Here is a 21,218-nt window from a genome sequence, read left to right on the forward strand (position 1 = left end):
CCCTTTCTTTGCTATATAAATGTCGTGCTTCTTAAAAACAGTTGACAATCTAAATGAGACTGCTATCATTTAAGACAGAAACCAACTACATAAAAACGAACCACTAGGGGTGCCTTTTATAAGGCTGAGATCAAAGTGTAACTTTGAGACTCTTAGAACCTGATCTGGATTATACCAGCGTAGGGAAGTGGTGTTGCGGAGTCTTATTTATTTCTTGAATTCTCCAAATACAACCACTTTCTTAGCTGAGAGTGGTTTTTTTGTTGGATAAAACAAGGAGGATTCATATGAACACATTTACCGATATTTTACGAGAAAGAGCCGCTTCTATTTGGGAAGCAAACCTTCAACATCCATTTGTAAGAGGAATTGCAGATGGTGACCTTTCATTAGAATGCTTCAGATACTACGTTTTACAAGATTCATATTACTTATCTCATTTTGCAAGAATACAAGCGATGGGCGCTGCAAGAGCTGAGGATTTGTATACGACTTCTAGGATGGCGGTACATGCACAAGGTACTAGTGACGCTGAGTTAGGACTTCATGAGACGTTTATGAAACAGTTGGGGGTGACAGAGAAAGAACTGACAAGTTTTGAACCCGCTCCAACTGCTTATCATTATACATCACACCTTTACCGAGTGGCAGAGTCTGGAAGCTTAGGAGAAATTATCGCTGCCATTCTACCATGTTATTGGATCTATCAAGAAATAGGTGAAACGTTTAAAGGAGCAAAACCACAAGAGCCGATCTATCAGGAGTGGATCGCTGCATATGGCGGTGAATGGTTCTCAGAACTGGTAAATGAACAGATCGATAGATTGAATCAATTGGCTGAAAACGCAAGTGACCAGGAAAAAAGCAAAATGATTCAACATTTCTTAATCAGTTGTCAGTACGAATATTCTTTTTGGGAGATGGCTTATACATTGGAAAAATGGCCGATTCCATTCAGTCTGAATCCAGCCACGATCGGGAGTGAAGGGTAGAATGCAAAAAGGGTTAAAGTTAACGGATATCCTTGTAACGGTAGTCATCTCTATTGCATTTGGTATCTTGTATAAGATTTGGGGACCTCTTTATTATGCTGTTAAACCAATTGGTCTACACATCGATCAGTTGATATATGGGATGTGGTTCATGGCAGCGACGGTTGCGTTTTTAATTATTCGTAAACCTGGAGTTGCACTATTAGCGGAAATCGCTGCCTCTTCTGGAGAATTTTTAATGGGTTCTGAGTTTGGACTTGAAGTGTTACTATACGGACTCATTCAAGGATTGTTTGCAGAATTTATCCTGTTCGCATTTGGCTATAAACGGTTTGACCTTTTTGTCATTTCGCTCGCAGCGTTAAGTTCATGTGCAGGATCTTTAATCATGGACTTTTACAAGGGATATATTGGGGATCTTTCAACATGGAACCTTACCTTATTTATCGTTTTTAGATTAATCGGTTCTATATTATTTACAGGGTTGTTTGCCGTTTCTATCGTAAAAGCTTTAGAAGCTACAGGTGTGACGAATTTAGTACGATCTTCGTCAAAAAAGGATCATGACGCATTAAATCAATAACAGAGGTGGTTAGATGACAAGTATAACATCTGTTAAGAATTTAAGATTAAAGTTTCCAGGTGAATCGGAAATGCTGTTTAAAGATTTGAGTTTGTCTTTTAATCGTGGTGAAAAAGTGCTTCTTCTTGGCACCTCCGGATGTGGCAAGTCCACACTATTGCAAGTTCTTTCAGGCTTAGTACCACGAACAATAGACATTCCTATGAAGTGTGAGGAAATACAAATCCCTGATCAATGGGGATTTGTATTTCAAGATCCTGATACCCAGTTCTGTATGCCATATGTTGATGAAGAATTAGCATTTGTACTTGAGAACTTGGAAGTGCCACGAGAGGAGATGGAAAGCAAGATTTGTTCCCTATTAAAAGAGGTTGGGCTTGAACTTGATAACATTCATACACCGATTCAACATCTATCAGGTGGAATGAAGCAACGATTAGCGATTGCCTCTGTATTAGCGCTAGAACCGGATGTCATATTCTTAGATGAGCCAACCGCTTTTATTGATGAAAAGGGAACAGAACAAATTTGGGAAACGGTTAAAAGAATATGGAAAGATAAAACGTTGATTATTGTTGAACATAAAATTGACAAAATTCTGGATATAGCTGATCGTCTTATTGTATTTACACCAGATGGTGAAGTTCTTGCTGATGGCAACACTTCGATGGTCTTTACTCATTATAAGGAAAAAATCAAAGAGTATGGAATTTGGTACCCTGGTGCATGGACCGAATATAAACGAAACCCGATCGCGGTAAATAAGATTGAATATCAGAACGCTCTGAAGCTACAAAATTTTAAAGGGTATCAAAATAGAGAAATAAAAATAGAGGTAGATGATATTGTAGTTCAATCAGGAGAATGGATTACGATAATGGGTGAAAATGGGGCAGGAAAGAGTTCATTATTGTTAGCTTTAATGCAGCTCATTAAAACATCTGGAATCTATCTTTTGAATGAGAAACGTATTCAAAAAACGAAAGATATATCTGGACAGGTTTACCTCGTATTTCAGAATCCAGAATATCAATTTTTAACTCATTCGGTATTCGACGAAGTTACCTATGGTTTACAAAACGAGCCGGAAATTGAAACAAATGCAAAAGAGATACTCTCTTCTCTTGAATTGATGAGTAAGAAGGACCAACATCCTTACCACCTCTCTGTCGGTCAGAAGAGACGTCTAAGTGTGGCAACCGCTTTTTTGCAAAAACCAATCATTTTACTTCTTGATGAACCAACTTTTGGTCAAGACTCCATAAACACGTTCGAAATTTTAGAATGGATTGAGAAAGAGCGTCAAAAAGGAACGATCATTCTAATGGTCACACATGATCGCCATATTACAGATCAGTTTGCAACACGCTTATGGGAGGTACAGAACGGTAAAATTGTAACTGATCATCAACTCAACAAAAGCACAAAAGTCGAGAAGGAGATTCTGCATGAACTCATTATTTAATGGCAAACACACCTGGTTACACAGCATAAATCCTTCTTTAAAACTATTAACGATATTGGGTTTGTTCGTATTTGCCATCACCATTCATGATCTGAATTATATGGTTGGTTTTTCATTTGTGATCTTATTTCTGTTTATCTTTGCCACAGGATATTCTTACAAGCAATTACTTTTTCTATCTCTGCCTTTCTTGCTTGTTTTTCTTTCAACTTCTTCTTCCATGATCTTATTTGGAAAGGGAGAAACGATTCTTTATAAATGGGCATATGTACAAGTATCAGAAGAGAGTTTGATAAGAGGAATTCATTTAGGATTTAGAGCTTTGTCATTTGCAATGCTTGGCTTACTATTCGCTTTAACTACTAAACCAGTCAGATTGTTTTATTCTCTCATGCAACAGCTTAAACTACCTCCCAAGTTTGCTTATAGTTTTATGGCGGCCATACGATTAATTCCTATTATGATTGAGGAATACCAAATCATTATAAATGCTCAAAGAGTGAGAGGATTAGAACAAAAGAATCACTTCCTAAAAAGAATGCAGAGGCTCGCGATTCCATTATTATCGCAGAGTATTCGCAGAGCTTATCGCATTGCCGTTTCAATGGAAGCAAAACGATTTCAGACGGATCGAAAGAGAACTTATTATTATGAGATCGGTTTTTCGAGAAATGATCTATTTTTCATAAGTTATTTTATCATCATGTTAGGACTAGCTTATTTTCTTTCTATCCATAATCCGTTTCTTCCAAATACTGATGTTAGATTCTTACCCGAATGAGAGACTGAAACTTAGATTTCAGTCTCTTATTTGTTTTAAAGTGATGTTATCTTTCTGTTTCATCAGCACGATATGGCTGCCTTCTTTAGCCTTTATATATATAGCGTTCGGTACATGTAACTTCTTGCCATTCTCAAAAAAAAGAGTGTATTGTGGTTCTGTTACAAATGAACTCCCAATACTTATTACTTTCTCAGTTCTTTCTTTTTTAACAATGTTTCCGCGAAATTCTTTACTATTAAATTCTTCTTTTAAATAACCAGACCAAGAAAAAAAAGCAGAAAACCCGCAATAAATGTACAAAAGATCGAATATAGCTTCAGCATCTACTCACCTCAGTTTTGTATAGGACAATAAAAGGGAAAACATTAGAAGGATTTGTTACCTATTGATCTAATACTAATGAAACAACACCATCAAAACCCTTATCTTTTTTGAATAAATTTGTTATGCCATGAAGTGAGCAATAGCAAGGCGATGATCGATCCAAGTAATGTAAGTGACATGTCCCATTGAGCGTCCCAAATATCTCCTTGAGCACCTACAAAATCTTTTGTTTCGCGATTTGCAATCTTGCCCGCGCTCCATTCAACAATTTCATAGAGAGCAGCAATTGCCAACGTTATGCTAATGGCAATAAATTGAACCCATTTTCCAATAGACAAAGGTGTGTTTATAAGAAGCACCTCTCGTATAACAATCGCCAACAATCCTTTCATAAAATGACCGAAGCGATCATAGTGATTACGTTTCAAATCATAATGGTTCTGCAGCCAATCAAATAAGGGCACATCGTCATACGTATAGTGTCCACCTATGAAAGTTAAAATCGTTAATAAAGCAATGATGCAATATGTAAGAGTAGTGAATTTTAGCTTTTTGTATAGGAAGAAAATAATAATCAGGGCTAAAACAGATGGAGCAACTTCCAATATCCATATTGGATAATGTGCAGGTTTAATTAGTGACCATAGAAAAAAGAAGGAAACGATAATTAATAGAAACACATGGATTTTGTTAACTTTCATAAGCAATCCCTCACAATCTAACATTAGTATTTATAATAAGTTAGAAACATATTCTGTTCTGAGCGCTTGAAGACATTTATAGGAGGATGTGATTGATCGTGACTAAAAAAATCGCAGTGGCCATTCTTCATGGCATTGGAAATCAAAGCGAGGAATTTTCGGATTTGTTTATTGAGACCCTTACAAAGAGATTCTCTCAGATGATTAAACCCTTTTATGCAACACCTGAAGAAGAGCTAATTATCCAACCTATTTATTGGGGAAGTGTATTCAACGAAAGGGAATCACTTTTATGGAAAAACCTTAATAAAGAAGGCGATTTAGATTATAAGCAATTAAGACAATTTGTTATCCACTTTTTTGGAGATGCAATCGCCTATCAGCCTGCAGTTAATCACAATCCGAACTATATTAGAGTGCATGAGGTTTATGCAAGAGGTCTTCGGAAATTAGGTGAAGTTGCTGGTGAAGATGCTCCACTCTTTGTAATTGCTCATAGTTTAGGTACCGTTATTACAAGTAATTATTTTTATGATCTTCAATTCATTCCTGAACGAATCTCTGAAAGTGTTATGCCAAATATGCAGGCGACTCCTTTAGAAAAAGGTGAGACTCTAACAAGCTTTTATTCGTTAGGAAGCCCTCTAGCTTTGTGGAGTCTTCGATATGCAGATTTTGATAAGCCCATTCAGGTTCCGTCACCATATTTAAGGAATCATCATCCTGATCTTCAAGGGAAGTGGGTAAATATGTACGATAAAGATGACGTATTCGGCTATCCATTAAAAACAATCAACGACTCTTATAATGGAGCAATTGCAGTTGATAAAGAAATTAATAGCGGCGGATTAATAAGCAGTTCAACACCTCTTTCTCATAACCATTACTTTAAAACGAATGAAGTCATTCATGCCATTGGTGATGATTTGGCTGAAATATGGAAACAGTTAAACTTAGCGTCTCAGCGAAAATAACGTTTCTTCTCGTCCACGAATACATTAAAACATCTCATTAAATGGACGGTTGCCGAATGGATAATCAACAAAAACAACAAATTGGCGGTGTTATACAGGCAATTGGAACGGTCATATCAGCAATTGCCAACACGCCGATTTCGGTCTTGAGCGATCAGTTTCAGGAAGATCTTGATTTAATAGGAAATGTTCTCCAAGCTACTGGAAATGGTTTAATTGCAGATGGACAAATCCCGTTTAGCCTCAAGAGAATCGGAAATGAAGTCCAAGCCATTGGAAATACGACGGTAATCGCAGGTATGGTCTTACCATTAGAAGATGATACTTCTCAAGTCTTGAATATTAAAGGGAACCTATTACAAGCATTTGGGGCAGGGGTTGTCCTAGGTGTTGAATTCGAAAACGAACTAGGCGATTCAGCCTCTAATCAAGGGATAACCATTATTTCAAATTTACTGCAAGTAGCTGGAAACTCCTTACAGGCACTAGGTGGAAAATATGAACTTGACCATCCGAATGAAGATAAAAGTTATAGTGAATCCTTAATATTTGCAGGAAGTTGGATTCAGGCAGTCGGTGCCGTAATTTCAGCATTACCTCGTCAGTAAAAGGGGGTGTAAATGTGGAACATTATCATCGTGCAATTAATAGTTTTATAATTGAGAATCATTTAGATGCAAATCATATAGTTTTAATGGAATCATGCCATTCTGTACAGGATGCTGCCAAAGCTATAAATGGTTCTGAAAATGATTTTGTGAAAAATATATGCCTTTTAGATACTAATGAACAGCTTATCTTAGCGATTGTTAAAGGAGAAGACCGGGTGAGCACCACACGTGTTGGAAAAGCTTTGAATATTGAACGCCCTCGTCTAGCAACTGAGGATGAAATTTTAGCTCTTACAGGATTTCCTGCCGGAGGTGTTCCGTCTTTTGGTTTCAAAGCCACATTTTTAGTTGATCCGAATGTAACACAGCTTCCATACATATACACAGGCGGTGGCTCACCATGTTCTTTGATAAGGATCGAAACAATTAGTATGTTACAAGCAAACAGTGGACAAGTCGTCAGAATTAGAAAATAAAAACTTAATAGTACTCCAAAAAAACATCCCATTGAAGAATGATGGGATGTTTTAGTATCTAACAAAGTGAAGTATTAATCATTTTTTGAAATCATTTTATGCATTTGAGCGCGCAAGACCCATTTTAAGAGAGGAGGTACTGCAAAAAAGATAAATAGAATGCGGAAAAGTTGATAACCTGTAATCATCGTAACATCCGCTTCTAATTCGTGTCCGATAATCCCCATCTGATCTGCTCCACCAGGTGCCATGCTCAAGAAACTAGTTATGAAAGAAAAGTTAAATTGATAGGTCAGCAAAAGACTCAAAAGAAGTGCGATACTTACCAACATGAATCCGCTGATCAACGCTATTGGGATCATACTGGCTTTTTTTCTAAGCTTTTCAGGCTTTAATAATAATCCTATATAGCCTCCGATTAAAAATTGAGAAACATCAAGTATTGAACCAGGAAGGGGAGGGCCAGTTAAATCAACTATATTTAAAGCTGCAATCCCAAGAATAGGTCCGAGTAAAAAAGCAGTAGGAAGTTTTATTTTTTTTCCTACAAGCGCCATCCCAACAGAAAATAGTCCAAATAGAATAATCTGTGGAAAAAAGGCAGAAGAGGTTCCTTCCGAAATCACATCAGGAATAATAGCGGAACTTCCTGAGGAAAAAATCGGACTGAAAATCAGAAAGGGAACAGCGAATATGATAACGATGAGACGTGTCACTTGAAAAAACGTAACGGTTGTAATATCAATCCCCTTAGTCTCTTCTGCAAAAGTAATAATTTGTGATAGACCACCAGGAATTGAACTGGTAAGTGCAGTCGGGAAATTGATGGATGTAGTACGAGATATTATAAAGGCCATCCCTGAACAGATTAATAATAATAAGACCGTCATAAATGCCATAGAAGGCAAGTGAGTGATCATAAGCTTTAACGTATCTTTTGTAAACGTTAAACCGATTGAATAACCAACTATGATCAAACCCGTATTTCTTAAAAAAACTGGCCAATATAAAGGGATCCAACTTAGTTGATTTACAATCAATACGGCAGCCATTGTACCTAAGAGCCAAGGAATCGGCCAATTAAACACATTGAATAATAAACCTCCTAAAAAGGCAATTGTCATAGTGATGAAGAGTTGAAAACTTTTATATTGCTTTAAACTTTTAAATTTCATTGTATAACCTTCTTCTTATGTTTGCTTTCGTTAATTAACAAACTTCCTTTTTTTAAAAATTTAAATCTACACATACAATTTCACTTGAACGCTCATGGCAATTCCATAACTAAAGATTATTAATCCTACAAAAAGGAAGATTAGCTTAATAGTAAACTTCACCAATAACTCCTCTTTTCCAAAATAACCCTATAATTATCTTTGACTATAAAGCAATATGAGTAAAAATGGAAAGAAGTTGCTTACTATTTTAGTGACATAAAGACACTTTGTTATGAAGGATTTTACATGAGCGTTTGTCGAAATAAAATATCTACCAATTAAAACAGGAGTGTGGACCATGGAATCGATTAGGGAAGCAAGTGAACACAATCTTGATTCATTGACGGAATTGGCTTTAGCATTATGGCCTGACAATACATTCAGTGAATTGAGAAAAGAGTTCAAACAACTTCTAAACTCAAAAAAAGATAAAGTGATCGTATATTTAATTCACGCTGAACCTATTGCATTTATTCATGTTTCGATTAGAAGTGACTATGTGGAAGGATCCCTATCCAGTCCTACAGGTTTTGTGGAAGGAATTTATGTAAAACCTGATCATAGAAGGAAAGGAATATCCAACAAACTGATTACTAAAGGGGAGAGTTGGTTAAAAACTAAAGGATGCAAACAAATAGGTTCTGATATTGAGTTATCCAATGATACAAGTTATCACTTTCATACGAGCGTGGGTTTTAAAGAAGCAAATCGTTTGATCGCATTCATTAAAGATATAAAATAAGTGAATCGGTTAGGAAGGTGCACTTTACTCATCACAGACCATTGGTTTTGGACTCGAGGGGCTAGCCACTATAACTAGATAGGTGAGACACTTAACAAGTTGCGATAACAGCTAATTAAAAGAATACACAGAATTGCGGGAAGCATTAAAGGCACATCATAGTGTCTTTTTTTAATGGATAAATTTAGAGTATACAAAGTTTTTAATATGTGAAACCTGTTAATCGACTCTATTTAAATGATGGGGTGTTATGAGTGTTTTTTAAAAACGTTAATCCTTTCGAACGTAAATGTTTATATTTTGCATTTTTCGTTATCCTTTTATATTTATCTCCCCTACTCATATTGGGTGAAAATGCACACATTCGTGTCCATGATAATCTTGATTCCAACATTGCTTGGTATAAGGTACTTAAAGAGAGCGGCATGTTGTTTGGAAATGTAAATTCAACGATTCCGCAAATTATTAACGGTCTCCAAAGAAACGCACTAGGAACAGAGTTTAGCGGAATTGTTTGGTTGCATGCCATTTTCCCAACTATGACCGCTTATATTATCAGCCAAGCGATCACTCGGGTTTTCGCATTTATCGGCATGTATTTACTATTAAAAAAACATTATTTACCTGAACAAAAATACACCTTGATTACGATCGGTACAGCACTTGCATTTGCGCTTACTCCATTCTGGCCGTCTGGAATGCTAAGTACACTTGGTATGCCTTTAGCATTATGGGCATTTCTTAATATTCGTAATGGAGAAAAAGCATGGAGAAACTATCTAGTTCTCTCACTGCTTCCGTTTTACTCAAGTTTTGTGCTCGGTTTTTTCTTCTTTTTATTTGCCTTAGGAATTTTTTGGTTTGTGGATGTTATTCGAGGAAAAGGGTGGAATTGGCGTTTTTTCTTCTCCATTGTCTTTATGACTTCCGTTTTTCTCGTGATTGAATATCGGCTTGTCTATTCGTTTATCTTTGATGATGAACCAAATACAAGAGATGAATATTTTCATGCGCGATTACCTTTTTGGTGGGTGACGAGACTCACGTTTAAAAACTTTGTGCTTGGACATACACATGTAATGACAGTTCATGGTTTGTTTATACTTTTCGCAACTATACTTGCGTTATTTTTAGTCTTGTTTAAGAGACTATGGAAGCAGGAGAAAGTTTTTGTTTTTTTATTTGTTTTTAATTTTGCATTATCAGCTTGGTACGCCTTTTGGTTCTATAAAGGCTGGCTGCCATTAACAGAACGTTTTCATTTTATGGACACGTTTAATTTTGCAAGGTTTCACTTTTTACGCCCCTTAGTTATATATATGGGATTCGCTCTCGGTCTGAAGATAATTATGAATCATGGCAAGGTACTAAAAAACACGATTCCTTACTTTATCATAGGGCAAATTATCATCCTTTGTCTGTTTAACGATGAAATTATTTATAGAAAAAAGCCGAGTGTTAAAGAATTTTATGCGGAAGACTTGTTTCAGGAGATTGAAGAATACATAGCAAAACCATTGGCAAGTTACAGTGTTGCTAGTATTGGAATTCATCCTGCAATTGCACAATATAACGGTTTTTATACGCTTGATACGTATAACAATTTTTACCCATTAACATACAAATACGCCTTTCGGGAAATAATGGAGAAGGAACTCCAAAAAAACAAAAGACTTCGTACGTATTTTGATGAATGGGGTGGACGCTGCTATATTTTTACCGATCAACTTGGGAAACATTATATGTTTAAAAAGGATTCGACAGAAAGATTGAACAATCTCCAGCTTAATATCGAGCCTTTTAAACAATTAGGCGGGGAATATATATTTTCAGCTCTCCCAATCGATCATGCTGCGAATATAGGGTTGCAGCTAGAAAAGGTGTTTCAATCTGATACAGCAGCGTGGAAAATTCATTTATACAAAGCGAAGTAAACAGCCAGGAGGTGCACATATGAAACAACCGGTTTTGACGATTGTTGTTCCTTGTTACAACGAGGAAGAGGTATTATCTACAACGATTGATTCTTTGCATAAACTTTTGATGACAATGATAGCGGAGGAACAGATATCAAGTGAAAGTAACTTGTTGTTTGTAGATGATGGCAGCAAGGACCTAACTTGGTCGATCATCCATAAAGGAAGTTTAAAAGAAAGTCATATTAGAGGCTTAAAACTTTCTCGCAATGTTGGACATCAGAATGCTTTACTAGCTGGCCTTTTTACTGCAAAGGATACTTCTGATTGTGTTTTATCCATTGATGCTGATCTTCAAGATGATATTCATGTAATTCCGACATTTGTTGATATGTTTAAAAAAGGGCATGACATCGTATATGGTGTAAGGAAAAAAAGAGATTGTGACACATTTTTTAAGCGCAGTACTGCAGAATTCTTTTATAAATTGATGAACAAAATGGGTGTCAACCTTGTCTATAATCATGCGGACTTCCGTTTAATGAGTAAAAGAGCCCTACAAGAACTTGAAAAATTCGAGGAAGTTAATATGTTTTTACGAGGTATTGTGCCTTTAATTGGTTATAAATCAACCTCTGTATTCTATGATCGAAAAGAGCGCCTAGCAGGTGAGACAAAATATCCGTTAAAAAAGATGCTATATTTTGCATTCGATGGAATTACTTCTTTTTCTGTAACTCCCATTAGATTCGTCTTAATTACAGGTCTTGTTTCTTTCTTTGTCAGCTTATTATTCGGAATATATTTCATCTCCTTAAAATGGATCGGAGACACCGAAACAGGATGGACTTCGCTCATTACATCCATATGGCTGATTGGGGGGCTTCAACTCATAGGGATAGGGCTTATTGGAGAATATATAGGAAAGATATATAAAGAGTCAAAGCGCCGGCCAAAGTACATTGTTGAAATCGATTCAAAAACATTTACACACCCACTTCCACTAACAAATACACAGAGAGTAAAAGATGAATCATATAATATCAACCTTCGAAAACTTCCTGAAACCAACTAACACCTTTATCCGCTTTTTATTAGTTGGCATCGTAAATACGTGCATTGGGCTCTCTATCATTTTTCTCTTAATGAACGGAATTGGAATGAGCTATTGGTTGTCTACATTTATTGGCAACACTTGTGGTGCTGTTGTTAGTTATATATTAAACCGCAATTTCACATTTAAAAGCAACACTTCATTGGGAGTAAGTGGTATACGCTTTACAGCGGTTATTTTAATTTCCTATTTTGGCGCTTATGGTATGAGCAATTTACTATGGTCTGGAATACTTAACGATACAAGCTTCAGACTAGTTACGAATAAAGAAGCTTCCGTATTGTTCGGAGCTTGTCTATATACCCTAATGAATTATTTCGGACAGAAATATTTGGTTTTTAATAAAACGAGGTGACCATGTCGTGAAACGTAAATTTCTCCTAATACTAAGTGCTGCGTACGTCATATTTATGGCTTACCTATGTTTTTATTATTTTACGAAAGATGAAACACATAGTTATCAAGTTGCATTTGGGGCAATATTTTGCGGACTTATTCCGTTATGCTTAATCCTTTTTACGAAAATAAAGTTTAATATGCCGATTATGATTTCTTATTTTGCCTTTTTATTTGCTTCACAATATTTAGGGTCCATATTAGGCTTTTACCATTTAGGCTGGTGGGATACCTTCTTACACCTATTAAGTGGTGCATTATTGGCATTTGTGGCAATCGCTCTTTATGAACGAATGACACATCAACATAGTAGGAATGATATTTCTTATTGGCTCGTATTCTTATTCGTACTTGCCTTTTCCGTTTTTGGCGGGGTTGTGTGGGAGATTTATGAATTCAGCATGGATCAATTTTTTAATATGACCTTACAAGGCGGAGGAAACTTTGATACGATGGTTGATTTAATTGCCGATACGGCAGGATCAATCGTTATAGCAGCTATTGCAGCAGTGAAAACAAAAAAAAGATTTAAGATGTCTTAAACAAACAACCACACAAAAAAACATTTTACGCATATTACAGATGAATATGCGTTTTTTTATTTTAAGAATTTGTTTAAAAAATTTTTTAGAATTCCTATTGACCTTCACGTTGCGTAAAGGTGTAAAGTGAGAATTGTCAGGAGGTGATCACATGGAATACACCATTCAGAAGCTTGGTTTATTAGCGGGAGTCAGCACAAGAACATTACGTTATTATGATGAGATTGAAATTCTTAAGCCGGCAAGAATCAACTCGTCAGGATACCGCATATATGGTGAGGCTGAAGTGAATAGACTACAGCAAATTTTATTTTACAAAGAACTCGGGCTTCCATTAGATCAAATAAAGGAAATCATAACATCACCAGCATTCAATGCAGCTGAAGCGCTCCAAGAACACCGTGAAAAACTCCTGAACAAACGAGAACAGTTAGACCGTCTAATCGAGAATGTGGAACAGACAATCGCAGCTAACGAAGGGAGAATAACGATGACAGATAAAGAGAAATTTGAAGGATTTAAAAAGCAAATGGTTGAAGAGAACGAACAAAAATATGGTAAAGAGATTCGTGAGAAATATGGTGATCAAGTTGTCGATCAATCAAATAAAAAAGTATTAAATATGACTCAAAGTGAGCATGAAAAAGCTACGAAACTTGCTGAAGAAATTCACACGACACTTGCTAAAGCCTTTGAAACAAGTGATCCTGCAGGAGAACTGGCTCAAAAAGCAGCTGATCTTCATAAACAATGGCTGATGTTGTACTGGAACGAATACAGCGAAGAAGCACATGCGGGTCTTGCACAGATGTATGTGGATGACAATCGTTTCACGGCATATTATGATAAAGAGCAGCCAGGGACGGCGAAATTTTTAAGAGATGCGATCCACATTTATACAGGGAAGAGAAATTAGCGATTTAGCAAGACCAGTAAAGGAGATAACCATCTAAGGTTATCTTCTTTTTGTTTTATTCATTACCCAGGTTCGTTTAAACTAAGAGAAGAGTGTAAGAAGGGATGACATGACATGACTGAAAAACTATTTTATTCTTCACCGTATAAAACCGAATGGGAAACATCCATAAAGAAATCATTTGAAAAAGACGGAAATTTTTTTGTTGTTTTAGAGGGTACCGCTTTTTATCCTACAGGTGGCGGCCAGCCGAATGATACTGGGAATATCAATGGTATAAATGTCTTGGACGTTTTTATTGAAAAGGATGAAGTGATTCACCAATTGGACAGGCTGCCAGAAACATCTTCGGTAAATTGTAAGTTGAATTGGGAAAGAAGGTTTGGCCACATGCAGCATCATAGCGGACAGCATCTGTTATCAGCTGTTTGTTATTCCTTATTTAAGGCACGCACATTCAGTTTTCATCTGGGAACAGAATATGCAACGATTGATATCGAGATTGATACGCTGAATCAGAATCAAATGGATAGGCTCGAACAAGCAGTTAATGAAGAAATTTATAAAAACAGAACGGTACATACTTACTTTGTTACCGATGAAGAGCTTCAACAATTACCATTATTGAAAATGCCCAAAGTTACAGAGCACATACGAATTGTTGAAATTGAAGGCATTGAACACAATGCTTGCGGAGGCACGCATGTTCGTTCAACAGCTGAAATTGGAATCGTAAAACTATTCAAAGCTGAGAAACAAAAAGGTGCCACACGTTTATATTTTAAATGCGGACGACGAGCACTTGTTGATTATAATGAGAGTTTGAAGATCCTTGGATTGATATCTGCTAAATTTAACACCGGCCGAAATGATGTCTTAAATCGTATAGAAAAATGGGAAGCTGATCAGCTAGATATGGAAACGGAAATGAAGCGACTTAAAGAAGAGAATAATAGTTATTTAGCAAAAGAACTTCTTACACATGTAACAAATGATTTCCTTACGTATGTATTTGAAGGAAAATCGTTTGATGATACAAAAGAGCTTGCAAATAAAATAGTAAATGAAAATGAGTTATTCGTTTTATTTGCTTCAATACAAGATAATCGTATTATATTAATGCATAATGGAACAAACGAAATTCAGTGCGGCAAATTTTTCAAAGAAAACCTTAGCTCATTCAACGGTAAGGGGGGCGGAAGCGATACATCCGCTCAAGCTGGTTTTTCTTCAAAAGAAGACATGCAACGTTTTGTTGAATTTGCTCGGGAGAAACTTTCTAAGGATTTATGATCAAACAAAAGATGTTACAGCAGAAAAGGAGTGAGGCACATCGCCACACTCCTCTTTTTCTTATATTAAGAAAATCGCAACAATCGTTGTAACAACTAAGCCAATGGTAACCGGCTTTAAGTTTCTTCTAGCCAGTTCAAACGGATCGACTCCACAAATCGCCGCGGCAGGAATTAATGCCCAAGGCACCAAAGTTCCGCCACCAACCCAAATGGCTGCGATCTGACCTAATGCTGTCAGTGTAGCGGCACCTGCACCAATTGCTGTTCCAAATATGTTCGCAACCGAGCCTGCTAACGAAATTCCTGAAAAACCAGAACCGTCTAGACCTGTAATGGCTCCTACAGCTGTTAAAGTTATGGCACCAATCTCCTTGCTTAACGGAACAATAGATGCAAGTGCTACACCAAGATCGTTCACAATTCCATGAGACGTCTTTGGAAGAAAATCACCTATAATTTTAGCAAAACCTGAGTCACCAAGATAAAAGAACGCTGCAATTGGGATTACAGGACCAAAAACTTTAAATCCAAATTGAAAACCATCAATTAAATAAGAAGTTGTTTTTTCTAAACCCTTATTCTTATGACTCACCATCGTAATTAAAAGAAGGATAAAGACTGAGGTCCCACCGATCAGCGCTGTTGCATCTCCGCCTTGTAAATTGAGAATTGACATGGCTGCGACATCAAGAGCAAACATTAACGGAATAAACAGAGCAAAGAACCGCTTCTGTCTCTGTGACAATAAACTTAACTCTTGAGCAGTTGTTTCCTTTACCGTTTCAGCTGTTACCCCCGTCGTGCTATTCAATTTACCTGACTTCAAATCTCGCTTTAGAAAATAAAATGCCGCTATTGTAGTAACCAGTCCCATTACAAATACGAGCGGAATACTCGCATCTATTACTTCACTGACCGGAAGACCAGCAGCATCAGCCGTTAATTTTGGAGCAGCTTGAATGATAAAATCACCTGAAAGAGCTATACCGTGACCAAACAAGTTCATGGCCATGGCTACTCCTAGAGCAGGAAGACCAACACGAATGGCTACAGGAAGAAGTACTGCTCCCATAAGTGCGACCGCTGGGGAAGGCCAGAAAAACCACGAAATGATCATCATCAGAATACCTATCGTCCAATAAGCAAGTGCCGGTGTACGTATAAGTTTAGAAAACGGTGAGATCATCACATCATTAATTCCTGTTGTGGTGAGGGTTCTACTCATGGCAACGATAATGGAGATAACGAGAATCGTAGGTAGAAGTTCGGTGATCGCATAAATGAAACTATTAAATATACTGCTGACCGAACCACTTAATGAACCTGTTGCTGTTATAGCAATTAAAAAAATACCAACAATACAGATCAGAGTCGTATCCCGTCTTTTCACCATAAAGCCGATAATTAAACCGATAAACACAACATAAATCCAATGCAGCGCTGTAAGTTCAACGCCCATCTGTATTCCTCCCCTGTGAAATGGGTGATTAGCCCTTTCGTAATGTAATACAGAATATGATGGGGAGGAAAAGGGGTGAAGGGAACTTTTACTGCTTTATGTTGCGTTTTATTTTTTGAAGATAATCATAAGTGAAATATGAGCTTATAAAGATAAAAAGGGTATAGCACAAATTCCAGAAAAAGTTCTCCGATATATGATCTAAATTTACAAATTTAATAAATTTATTAAACACATCTAATAAAAACACGTGAATGATATATATGCCTAAAGCATTAGCTCCTACTTTTGTTACATATAAACCTTTTCCTAGCGATTTATAATTAAGGGCAAATAAAAATAAAAACGCTGTTAAAAGAATCGTTGAGAAAAAGTATTCGCCATGGCTACCTGACAATACTTTATCTAATATATAACCCTCCATTGCTTGAACAACTACACCGATAAGAGCTAAACCCAAAAACGTCTGACCACTTACTTTATTTAAGCCGCTCAGTCTACTATTTAATGCGAACAATGCCCCAAGTGTCGTGTAAAACAACCCAAAGAACATTGCATCACGAGTGCTGTTAATAGGTAATTTAACAAACATTGTATATGCCTGACCTAATAGGCCGATCAAGTTTAAACAAAAACTAATCATAAAGAGTACAGTTATTTGTTTAAACCTAAAAAATATATAAACAGCGAACGTTGACCAAATTAAAGCTGTCAAAAACCAAAGCTGATAGCCGCTCGTTCCTTTTCCATAATAAAGAAGATTTAATAAAGTAAATTGTTTAAAATATGCTCTCAGTTTTTCCTCAATATGAACTCTATCTTGTAGGATAAGAACAACATCATAACTGGTGTAAAAAATCAACCATACGAAATAGAGCTTAATCAGCTTTATACAATAGCTTTTAAAATAGAGAAAAGGGACATCTTCATGTTTCATCTTTTGAGCAAAAAAGTAACCAGATGCTGCAAAGAAAAAGGGAACAGCAAACCTAGCTGCATTATCAATAATGAAATAACCCGCAAAACCATCCAGAGGAAAAACATGTATAACAACAACAGCAAAAATCGCGAAAAATTTTATATAATCAATGGAATAAATACGTTCCATTTCTGTGCCACCTTTAAGAATTTATACACCACTATCAGTATGAACATTTCTTTGACGTTCCAACATTTTATGTTAAATTCTCTGAACGTTATCAACAGTATTTAGTGACACCGAATTGTAATTAATGTAAAATTATTACTGTTATAAGTACGATAACGAAAAGAGGTAACTACATGTTATCTCTTTTATTTTTGTTACATACATTCAACAAAGGAGAAGATTAGGGGGCCGTATGATGGACCAGTCCAGGTTTATTAAAGATCTAAACGAGTTAAGAGAAGGAGGATATGTAAAGAAGAAGGATTATTTAAACGTGCTTGATGGTTATTACAGATATAGAGAAGATGTTAGAAGAAAAGAAATAAACGATACGATTGTACATACAGCAGAAGTTACGAGTGATGAACCTAAACAAAATCCACAGACAGTAAAAACAATAACTCCTCCACCAACAAAGCCAAAAGTGGAAATCACACCTGAACAGAGAAGAGAAAGAAATCTTACAACCATTATGGCAGCGGGAGTCATTCTGCTTTTATTAGGAGGACTTACTCTAGCTACAAGCAACTGGGAAGTGTTTAGTTCCATTACAAAAACAATGTTAGTTGGAGGTATCGCTTTATTATTTGGTGGCCTAGGCGCACTTTCGGAAAAAGTACTTCATATTAGAAAAACTGCCTTTACGTTCTTTGTTCTGTTTGCTCTTTTTATCCCGATTACCGTACTCTCAGCTGGTTATTTTGAATTATTTGGGGGTTGGCTCAGTTTTTATGGCGAGGGAAGATATATATTAGGAGTTATGACGACAGTTGTTTGTGCCCCAATCTATTATTATTTTGGAATGTACTTTAAATCCAAACTATTCAGCTGGTTTACTTTTGTCGCTATTGCAATTGGGTATGCGTATTTAATCCTCTCGTTTGGCTTAACAAAGGAAGCTTTTTACTTTGTTTATGCATTAGGAAATGTAGGGTTTATTCTTTTATATCATTTCAAAAAAGCAAAGCAATCTATATTTCTTCAAATCATACCTTTGTTCATACAAGTTAACTTGATTTTGTCGACGCTGTTCATATTAATTCTATTTGAAAATCAACTTTATCAAAGCTTCAATATAATCTTAACTGCCGTATTATATTTATCGATGAGAATGGTAAATCAAAGAAAAGAATATGAACTTTTCTTTATTGGTTTTATCACGTACGGTCTTTATCAATTGATTCAAAACTCTCTATTAATAGAATATCGTTTGTTCTTAATCGTGCTTATACCACTCGTATTAGTGGTGGTTGCTAATTTTTCAGATACAATATTAAAAAAATATTATCAGCTTGCTAATGGAGTAATATCTATACTTGCTTTCTTATATATAACCGTAGAAGGCGTGTTATTGTCTGTAGGAGAAGGCAGTGTGTGGTTGTTATTAGGGTATCTTGTTTTAGCTGGTAACTTTATATTCTTAAGCTACAACTCTACGTTTTCCTTCTTTAAATATTTGGCACCGTTTTATCTATTCTGTGCGTTTATGGAAGTGTATCATGTGACCGGTGATCGCTTTGAAGATTATTGGACTCTAGCAATCGGTATCTCAAGCGCATTATCTTATTCTATTGGACAGTATCTCAAACCACTGAAGAGAGCAAGCCTAATAGTAGGCGGTGGAGGATTATTTATTAGTTTTCTATTATCCTTGGAGTTCGATCATTATGGTCAAGGAAGTATGATTTCTGTTATTTTAATCATACTATCTGTTCGTCATTTCTTAATTGAAAATGGAAAAGAAAGAGTATTAGCCACCTGGCTTGTACCCATTTTTACTTTTTTTACTGTCTGCCTTGTGGGGATGAAGTACTTGCCATCACCGACTTTATCTTACTCTTTACTTTTGGCCAGTGTCGTCACTTTAGTAGTCTATCTTTGGAAAAGAAAGCAGAAGCAGCTTGCGACTTCATTTATTTCTATAACAACCATAACGACGACTTTAAATTTCCTGGTTACTTTAGTCGAAACTGATTTTACATGGCTAAAGATTCTCTCGTCTATTTTCCTAATGATAGTATTATGGTTTTTCACTAAACATTTTAAGTGGGCGATTGGGTTCTCTGGTATACAGATTGCATTATTCTTTGCACTTAATCATGTGGCGGAACTCCTTGGATTTACATTGGGTACTGAGGGATCCGTTTATGCGTTCATCATCATTTCCTATTTGTTATTAATGAGTAGCGAGGTATTACAAAAGATCGACTCAAGCAGTGAATATCCTACGAAGGCAGTTTCTCACTTCATTACCTTACTCATAGGCTTTTATGCTTTACTTGTAACAACTTCAGCAGCTCCGTTCATTCTACTTGCGGTCGTGTATGGAATTTACGTGTTCCTTGCTCGCAAGGAGTTAGAGATCAGATATAATCTTTATGCTAGCTTGATATTCTTAGCAATTGGTTTCCATTACTTTATTAGAGAATGGGTGACGAATGAAGGTCCTGTTATTTACAGTATACTTCTAGCTGGTTTCTACTTTATTTTTAACAATGAATGGAAAAAGCGATTAAGGCTCTTCATTGTACCTTTTTCCGTCATTTTCTTGGGAGAATATATTACGATTAGAGAGTATAGTGAGGTCTATCTTATAATCCATGCTCTTGTCTTAATCGGATTCATCTTGTTCTATCAATCGTTAAAGAGATACTGGACGTACGCATCTGTAATATTGCTGATCTATTTAATGATAGATATAGAAGATTGGATAGTGATGAATAATATGGCTACAGAAATGTATTCACTCGCTTGGTACATTTCTGGAATTTCGATTTCACTTGCTGGTATGTATTTCTTTACAACGTTATACAAAAAATCAGATTATCTTCAATTTGATTTCTTTGCAGTTTTTGGAATGATTTATGTACTTACAGGATTGGTGCGATCAGAAAATGTGTTAACAACGATTGGTCTAGTCATACTTGCTATTCTTTTTTATGTACAAGGAAACCGGTTGTTGGATGTTTTGATTGGAAAGAAAATACTCCAAACGTGTTCTAGCATACTTGTCCTGTTTTCTTATTACTCACTTCTTGATCAATTCGAGATCCCAGTGATTATTCAAACTGAATTAATGGTACTTCCTTGGATTTTATTAAGTTATGTGATCACAAGAAAAATGTGGGACATTTCGGAACATATAGCTAATGTGATTCAATATGTGTTGCTTGGTATCATAGGGATAACATTGATGATCGATGCGATAGATAGCTATCAAGTCATGGATGCGATCATACTAGGTTCTTTATCATTCGCTAGTATCATTTATGGATTTATCTCAAAACAAAAAAGTTATTTCTTTACTGGATTGATCGTACTACTTCTGAATGTTTTGGTTCAAACACGTCCATATTGGGGGAACATGCCATGGTGGGTATACTTATTATTAACAGGTATCCTTCTCATAGGTTTTGCTAGTTATAATGAATTCAAGAAACAAAAAGGAATTGATTCTCCACCATTAAAGGATATAATTTTAAATAAATGGAAACATTGGTTTGGAGAGTGGAAATAACTTCTCTTCTAATAAGGGGGATTAATGAAGTGGAACAAGATCAAAAC

At 36.1% G+C, this 21,218-nt stretch carries 19 protein-coding genes and 1 riboswitch; of the genes, 15 read left to right on the forward strand and 4 right to left on the reverse strand.

Annotated elements, in window-relative coordinates; genetic code table 11:
• Positions 1-95: 95 nt before the first annotated feature.
• Positions 96-203, forward strand: a riboswitch (TPP riboswitch).
• An 84-nt stretch (positions 204-287) separates the two neighbouring features.
• Genes tenA through I5J82_RS06985 form a run of 4 tightly spaced genes read left to right on the forward strand, consistent with a single transcriptional unit; the run spans position 288 to position 3,821 of the window.
• The gene (gene tenA / locus I5J82_RS06970; protein ID WP_198767223.1) at positions 288-992 is read left to right on the forward strand and encodes a thiaminase II; all 705 of its coding nucleotides are present in this window, start codon (positions 288-290) and stop codon (positions 990-992) included.
• A 1-nt stretch (position 993) separates the two neighbouring features.
• Positions 994-1,575, forward strand: coding sequence for an ECF transporter S component (locus I5J82_RS06975; protein ID WP_198767224.1), 582 nt, complete (start codon positions 994-996; stop codon positions 1,573-1,575).
• Positions 1,576-1,588: 13 nt separating this feature from the next.
• Positions 1,589-3,040, forward strand: coding sequence for an ABC transporter ATP-binding protein (locus tag I5J82_RS06980; protein ID WP_198767225.1), 1,452 nt, complete (start codon positions 1,589-1,591; stop codon positions 3,038-3,040).
• Positions 3,024-3,821 (forward strand): energy-coupling factor transporter transmembrane component T family protein, encoded by a 798-nt coding sequence (locus I5J82_RS06985; RefSeq protein WP_198767226.1) that lies wholly within the window; start codon positions 3,024-3,026, stop codon positions 3,819-3,821. The genes I5J82_RS06980 and I5J82_RS06985 overlap by 17 nt, the downstream gene beginning before the upstream one ends.
• A gap of 425 nt (positions 3,822-4,246) precedes the next feature.
• Here the strand turns inward: I5J82_RS06985 and I5J82_RS06990 are convergent, their stop codons facing one another.
• On the reverse strand, positions 4,247-4,849 hold the full coding sequence (locus I5J82_RS06990) for a DUF2238 domain-containing protein (protein WP_198767227.1): 603 nt from the start codon (positions 4,847-4,849) through the stop codon (positions 4,247-4,249).
• 98 nt (positions 4,850-4,947) lie between these two features.
• On the opposite strand from I5J82_RS06990, the gene I5J82_RS06995 reads away from it, so the two are divergent.
• Genes I5J82_RS06995 through I5J82_RS07005 form a run of 3 tightly spaced genes read left to right on the forward strand, consistent with a single transcriptional unit; the run spans position 4,948 to position 6,910 of the window.
• Complete coding sequence (locus I5J82_RS06995; protein ID WP_198768940.1) at positions 4,948-5,823, forward strand: chemotaxis protein; 876 nt, start codon at positions 4,948-4,950, stop codon at positions 5,821-5,823.
• A 56-nt stretch (positions 5,824-5,879) separates the two neighbouring features.
• Entirely contained in the window at positions 5,880-6,431 is a 552-nt protein-coding gene (locus I5J82_RS07000; RefSeq protein WP_198767228.1) for a DUF6944 family repetitive protein, read from the forward strand.
• A 14-nt stretch (positions 6,432-6,445) separates the two neighbouring features.
• Positions 6,446-6,910, forward strand: coding sequence for an aminoacyl-tRNA deacylase (locus I5J82_RS07005; protein WP_332873636.1), 465 nt, complete (start codon positions 6,446-6,448; stop codon positions 6,908-6,910).
• A gap of 74 nt (positions 6,911-6,984) precedes the next feature.
• Here the strand turns inward: I5J82_RS07005 and I5J82_RS07010 are convergent, their stop codons facing one another.
• Entirely contained in the window at positions 6,985-8,085 is a 1,101-nt protein-coding gene (locus I5J82_RS07010) for an AbrB family transcriptional regulator (RefSeq protein ID WP_198767229.1), read from the reverse strand.
• A 340-nt stretch (positions 8,086-8,425) separates the two neighbouring features.
• Here I5J82_RS07010 and aac(6') point away from each other — a divergent pair, with 340 nt between their 5' ends.
• From aac(6') to I5J82_RS07045, 7 genes are all read left to right on the forward strand, one after another.
• Positions 8,426-8,869 (forward strand): aminoglycoside 6'-N-acetyltransferase, encoded by a 444-nt coding sequence (aac(6'), locus tag I5J82_RS07015; protein ID WP_198767230.1) that lies wholly within the window; start codon positions 8,426-8,428, stop codon positions 8,867-8,869.
• A 254-nt stretch (positions 8,870-9,123) separates the two neighbouring features.
• Entirely contained in the window at positions 9,124-10,803 is a 1,680-nt protein-coding gene (locus I5J82_RS07020; protein WP_198767231.1) for a DUF6044 family protein, read from the forward strand.
• A gap of 19 nt (positions 10,804-10,822) precedes the next feature.
• Complete coding sequence (locus I5J82_RS07025) at positions 10,823-11,860, forward strand: glycosyltransferase family 2 protein (protein ID WP_198767232.1); 1,038 nt, start codon at positions 10,823-10,825, stop codon at positions 11,858-11,860.
• A 70-nt stretch (positions 11,861-11,930) separates the two neighbouring features.
• Positions 11,931-12,254 carry a GtrA family protein gene (locus tag I5J82_RS07030; RefSeq protein ID WP_332873680.1) on the forward strand — a complete coding sequence of 108 codons (324 nt, stop codon included), beginning with the start codon at positions 11,931-11,933 and terminating at the stop codon, positions 12,252-12,254.
• A gap of 7 nt (positions 12,255-12,261) precedes the next feature.
• On the forward strand, positions 12,262-12,837 hold the full coding sequence (locus I5J82_RS07035) for a DUF2238 domain-containing protein (RefSeq protein ID WP_198767234.1): 576 nt from the start codon (positions 12,262-12,264) through the stop codon (positions 12,835-12,837).
• A gap of 151 nt (positions 12,838-12,988) precedes the next feature.
• The gene (locus I5J82_RS07040) at positions 12,989-13,753 is read left to right on the forward strand and encodes a MerR family transcriptional regulator (protein WP_198767235.1); all 765 of its coding nucleotides are present in this window, start codon (positions 12,989-12,991) and stop codon (positions 13,751-13,753) included.
• A 114-nt stretch (positions 13,754-13,867) separates the two neighbouring features.
• Positions 13,868-15,046 (forward strand): alanyl-tRNA editing protein, encoded by a 1,179-nt coding sequence (locus I5J82_RS07045; protein ID WP_198767236.1) that lies wholly within the window; start codon positions 13,868-13,870, stop codon positions 15,044-15,046.
• Between the two features lie 60 nt (positions 15,047-15,106).
• Here the strand turns inward: I5J82_RS07045 and I5J82_RS07050 are convergent, their stop codons facing one another.
• Both I5J82_RS07050 and I5J82_RS07055 read right to left on the reverse strand, forming a co-directional pair.
• Positions 15,107-16,507: a hypothetical protein gene (locus I5J82_RS07050; RefSeq protein WP_198767237.1), complete on the reverse strand. Its 1,401-nt coding sequence runs from the start codon at positions 16,505-16,507 to the stop codon at positions 15,107-15,109.
• Positions 16,508-16,595: 88 nt separating this feature from the next.
• Positions 16,596-17,615 carry an acyltransferase gene (locus I5J82_RS07055; RefSeq protein WP_198767238.1) on the reverse strand — a complete coding sequence of 340 codons (1,020 nt, stop codon included), beginning with the start codon at positions 17,613-17,615 and terminating at the stop codon, positions 16,596-16,598.
• Positions 17,616-17,850: 235 nt separating this feature from the next.
• Here I5J82_RS07055 and I5J82_RS07060 point away from each other — a divergent pair, with 235 nt between their 5' ends.
• Complete coding sequence (locus I5J82_RS07060) at positions 17,851-21,171, forward strand: hypothetical protein (protein ID WP_198767239.1); 3,321 nt, start codon at positions 17,851-17,853, stop codon at positions 21,169-21,171.
• Positions 21,172-21,218 lie beyond the last annotated feature (47 nt).

Origin of the sequence: Fictibacillus halophilus (genome assembly GCF_016401385.1) — a bacterium.
Classification (GTDB): domain Bacteria; phylum Bacillota; class Bacilli; order Bacillales; family Fictibacillaceae; genus Fictibacillus; species Fictibacillus halophilus.

What these genes read in the sequence shown, in the direction of transcription:
- I5J82_RS07055 (WP_198767238.1), bottom strand. Translation starts at nt 17,615, where the DNA reads ATGGAACGTATTTATTCCATTGATTATATAAAATTTTTCGCGATTTTT.
- I5J82_RS06975 (WP_198767224.1), top strand. Translation starts at nt 994, where the DNA reads ATGCAAAAAGGGTTAAAGTTAACGGATATCCTTGTAACGGTAGTCATC.
- I5J82_RS07000 (WP_198767228.1), top strand. Translation starts at nt 5,880, where the DNA reads ATGGATAATCAACAAAAACAACAAATTGGCGGTGTTATACAGGCAATT.
- I5J82_RS07025 (WP_198767232.1), top strand. Translation starts at nt 10,823, where the DNA reads ATGAAACAACCGGTTTTGACGATTGTTGTTCCTTGTTACAACGAGGAA.
- I5J82_RS07010 (WP_198767229.1), bottom strand. Translation starts at nt 8,085, where the DNA reads ATGAAATTTAAAAGTTTAAAGCAATATAAAAGTTTTCAACTCTTCATC.
- I5J82_RS07045 (WP_198767236.1), top strand. Translation starts at nt 13,868, where the DNA reads ATGACTGAAAAACTATTTTATTCTTCACCGTATAAAACCGAATGGGAA.
- tenA (WP_198767223.1), top strand. Translation starts at nt 288, where the DNA reads ATGAACACATTTACCGATATTTTACGAGAAAGAGCCGCTTCTATTTGG.
- I5J82_RS07050 (WP_198767237.1), bottom strand. Translation starts at nt 16,507, where the DNA reads ATGGGCGTTGAACTTACAGCGCTGCATTGGATTTATGTTGTGTTTATC.
- I5J82_RS06990 (WP_198767227.1), bottom strand. Translation starts at nt 4,849, where the DNA reads ATGAAAGTTAACAAAATCCATGTGTTTCTATTAATTATCGTTTCCTTC.
- I5J82_RS07060 (WP_198767239.1), top strand. Translation starts at nt 17,851, where the DNA reads ATGGACCAGTCCAGGTTTATTAAAGATCTAAACGAGTTAAGAGAAGGA.
- I5J82_RS06980 (WP_198767225.1), top strand. Translation starts at nt 1,589, where the DNA reads ATGACAAGTATAACATCTGTTAAGAATTTAAGATTAAAGTTTCCAGGT.
- I5J82_RS06985 (WP_198767226.1), top strand. Translation starts at nt 3,024, where the DNA reads ATGAACTCATTATTTAATGGCAAACACACCTGGTTACACAGCATAAAT.
- I5J82_RS07030 (WP_332873680.1), top strand. Translation starts at nt 11,931, where the DNA reads ATGAACGGAATTGGAATGAGCTATTGGTTGTCTACATTTATTGGCAAC.
- I5J82_RS07040 (WP_198767235.1), top strand. Translation starts at nt 12,989, where the DNA reads ATGGAATACACCATTCAGAAGCTTGGTTTATTAGCGGGAGTCAGCACA.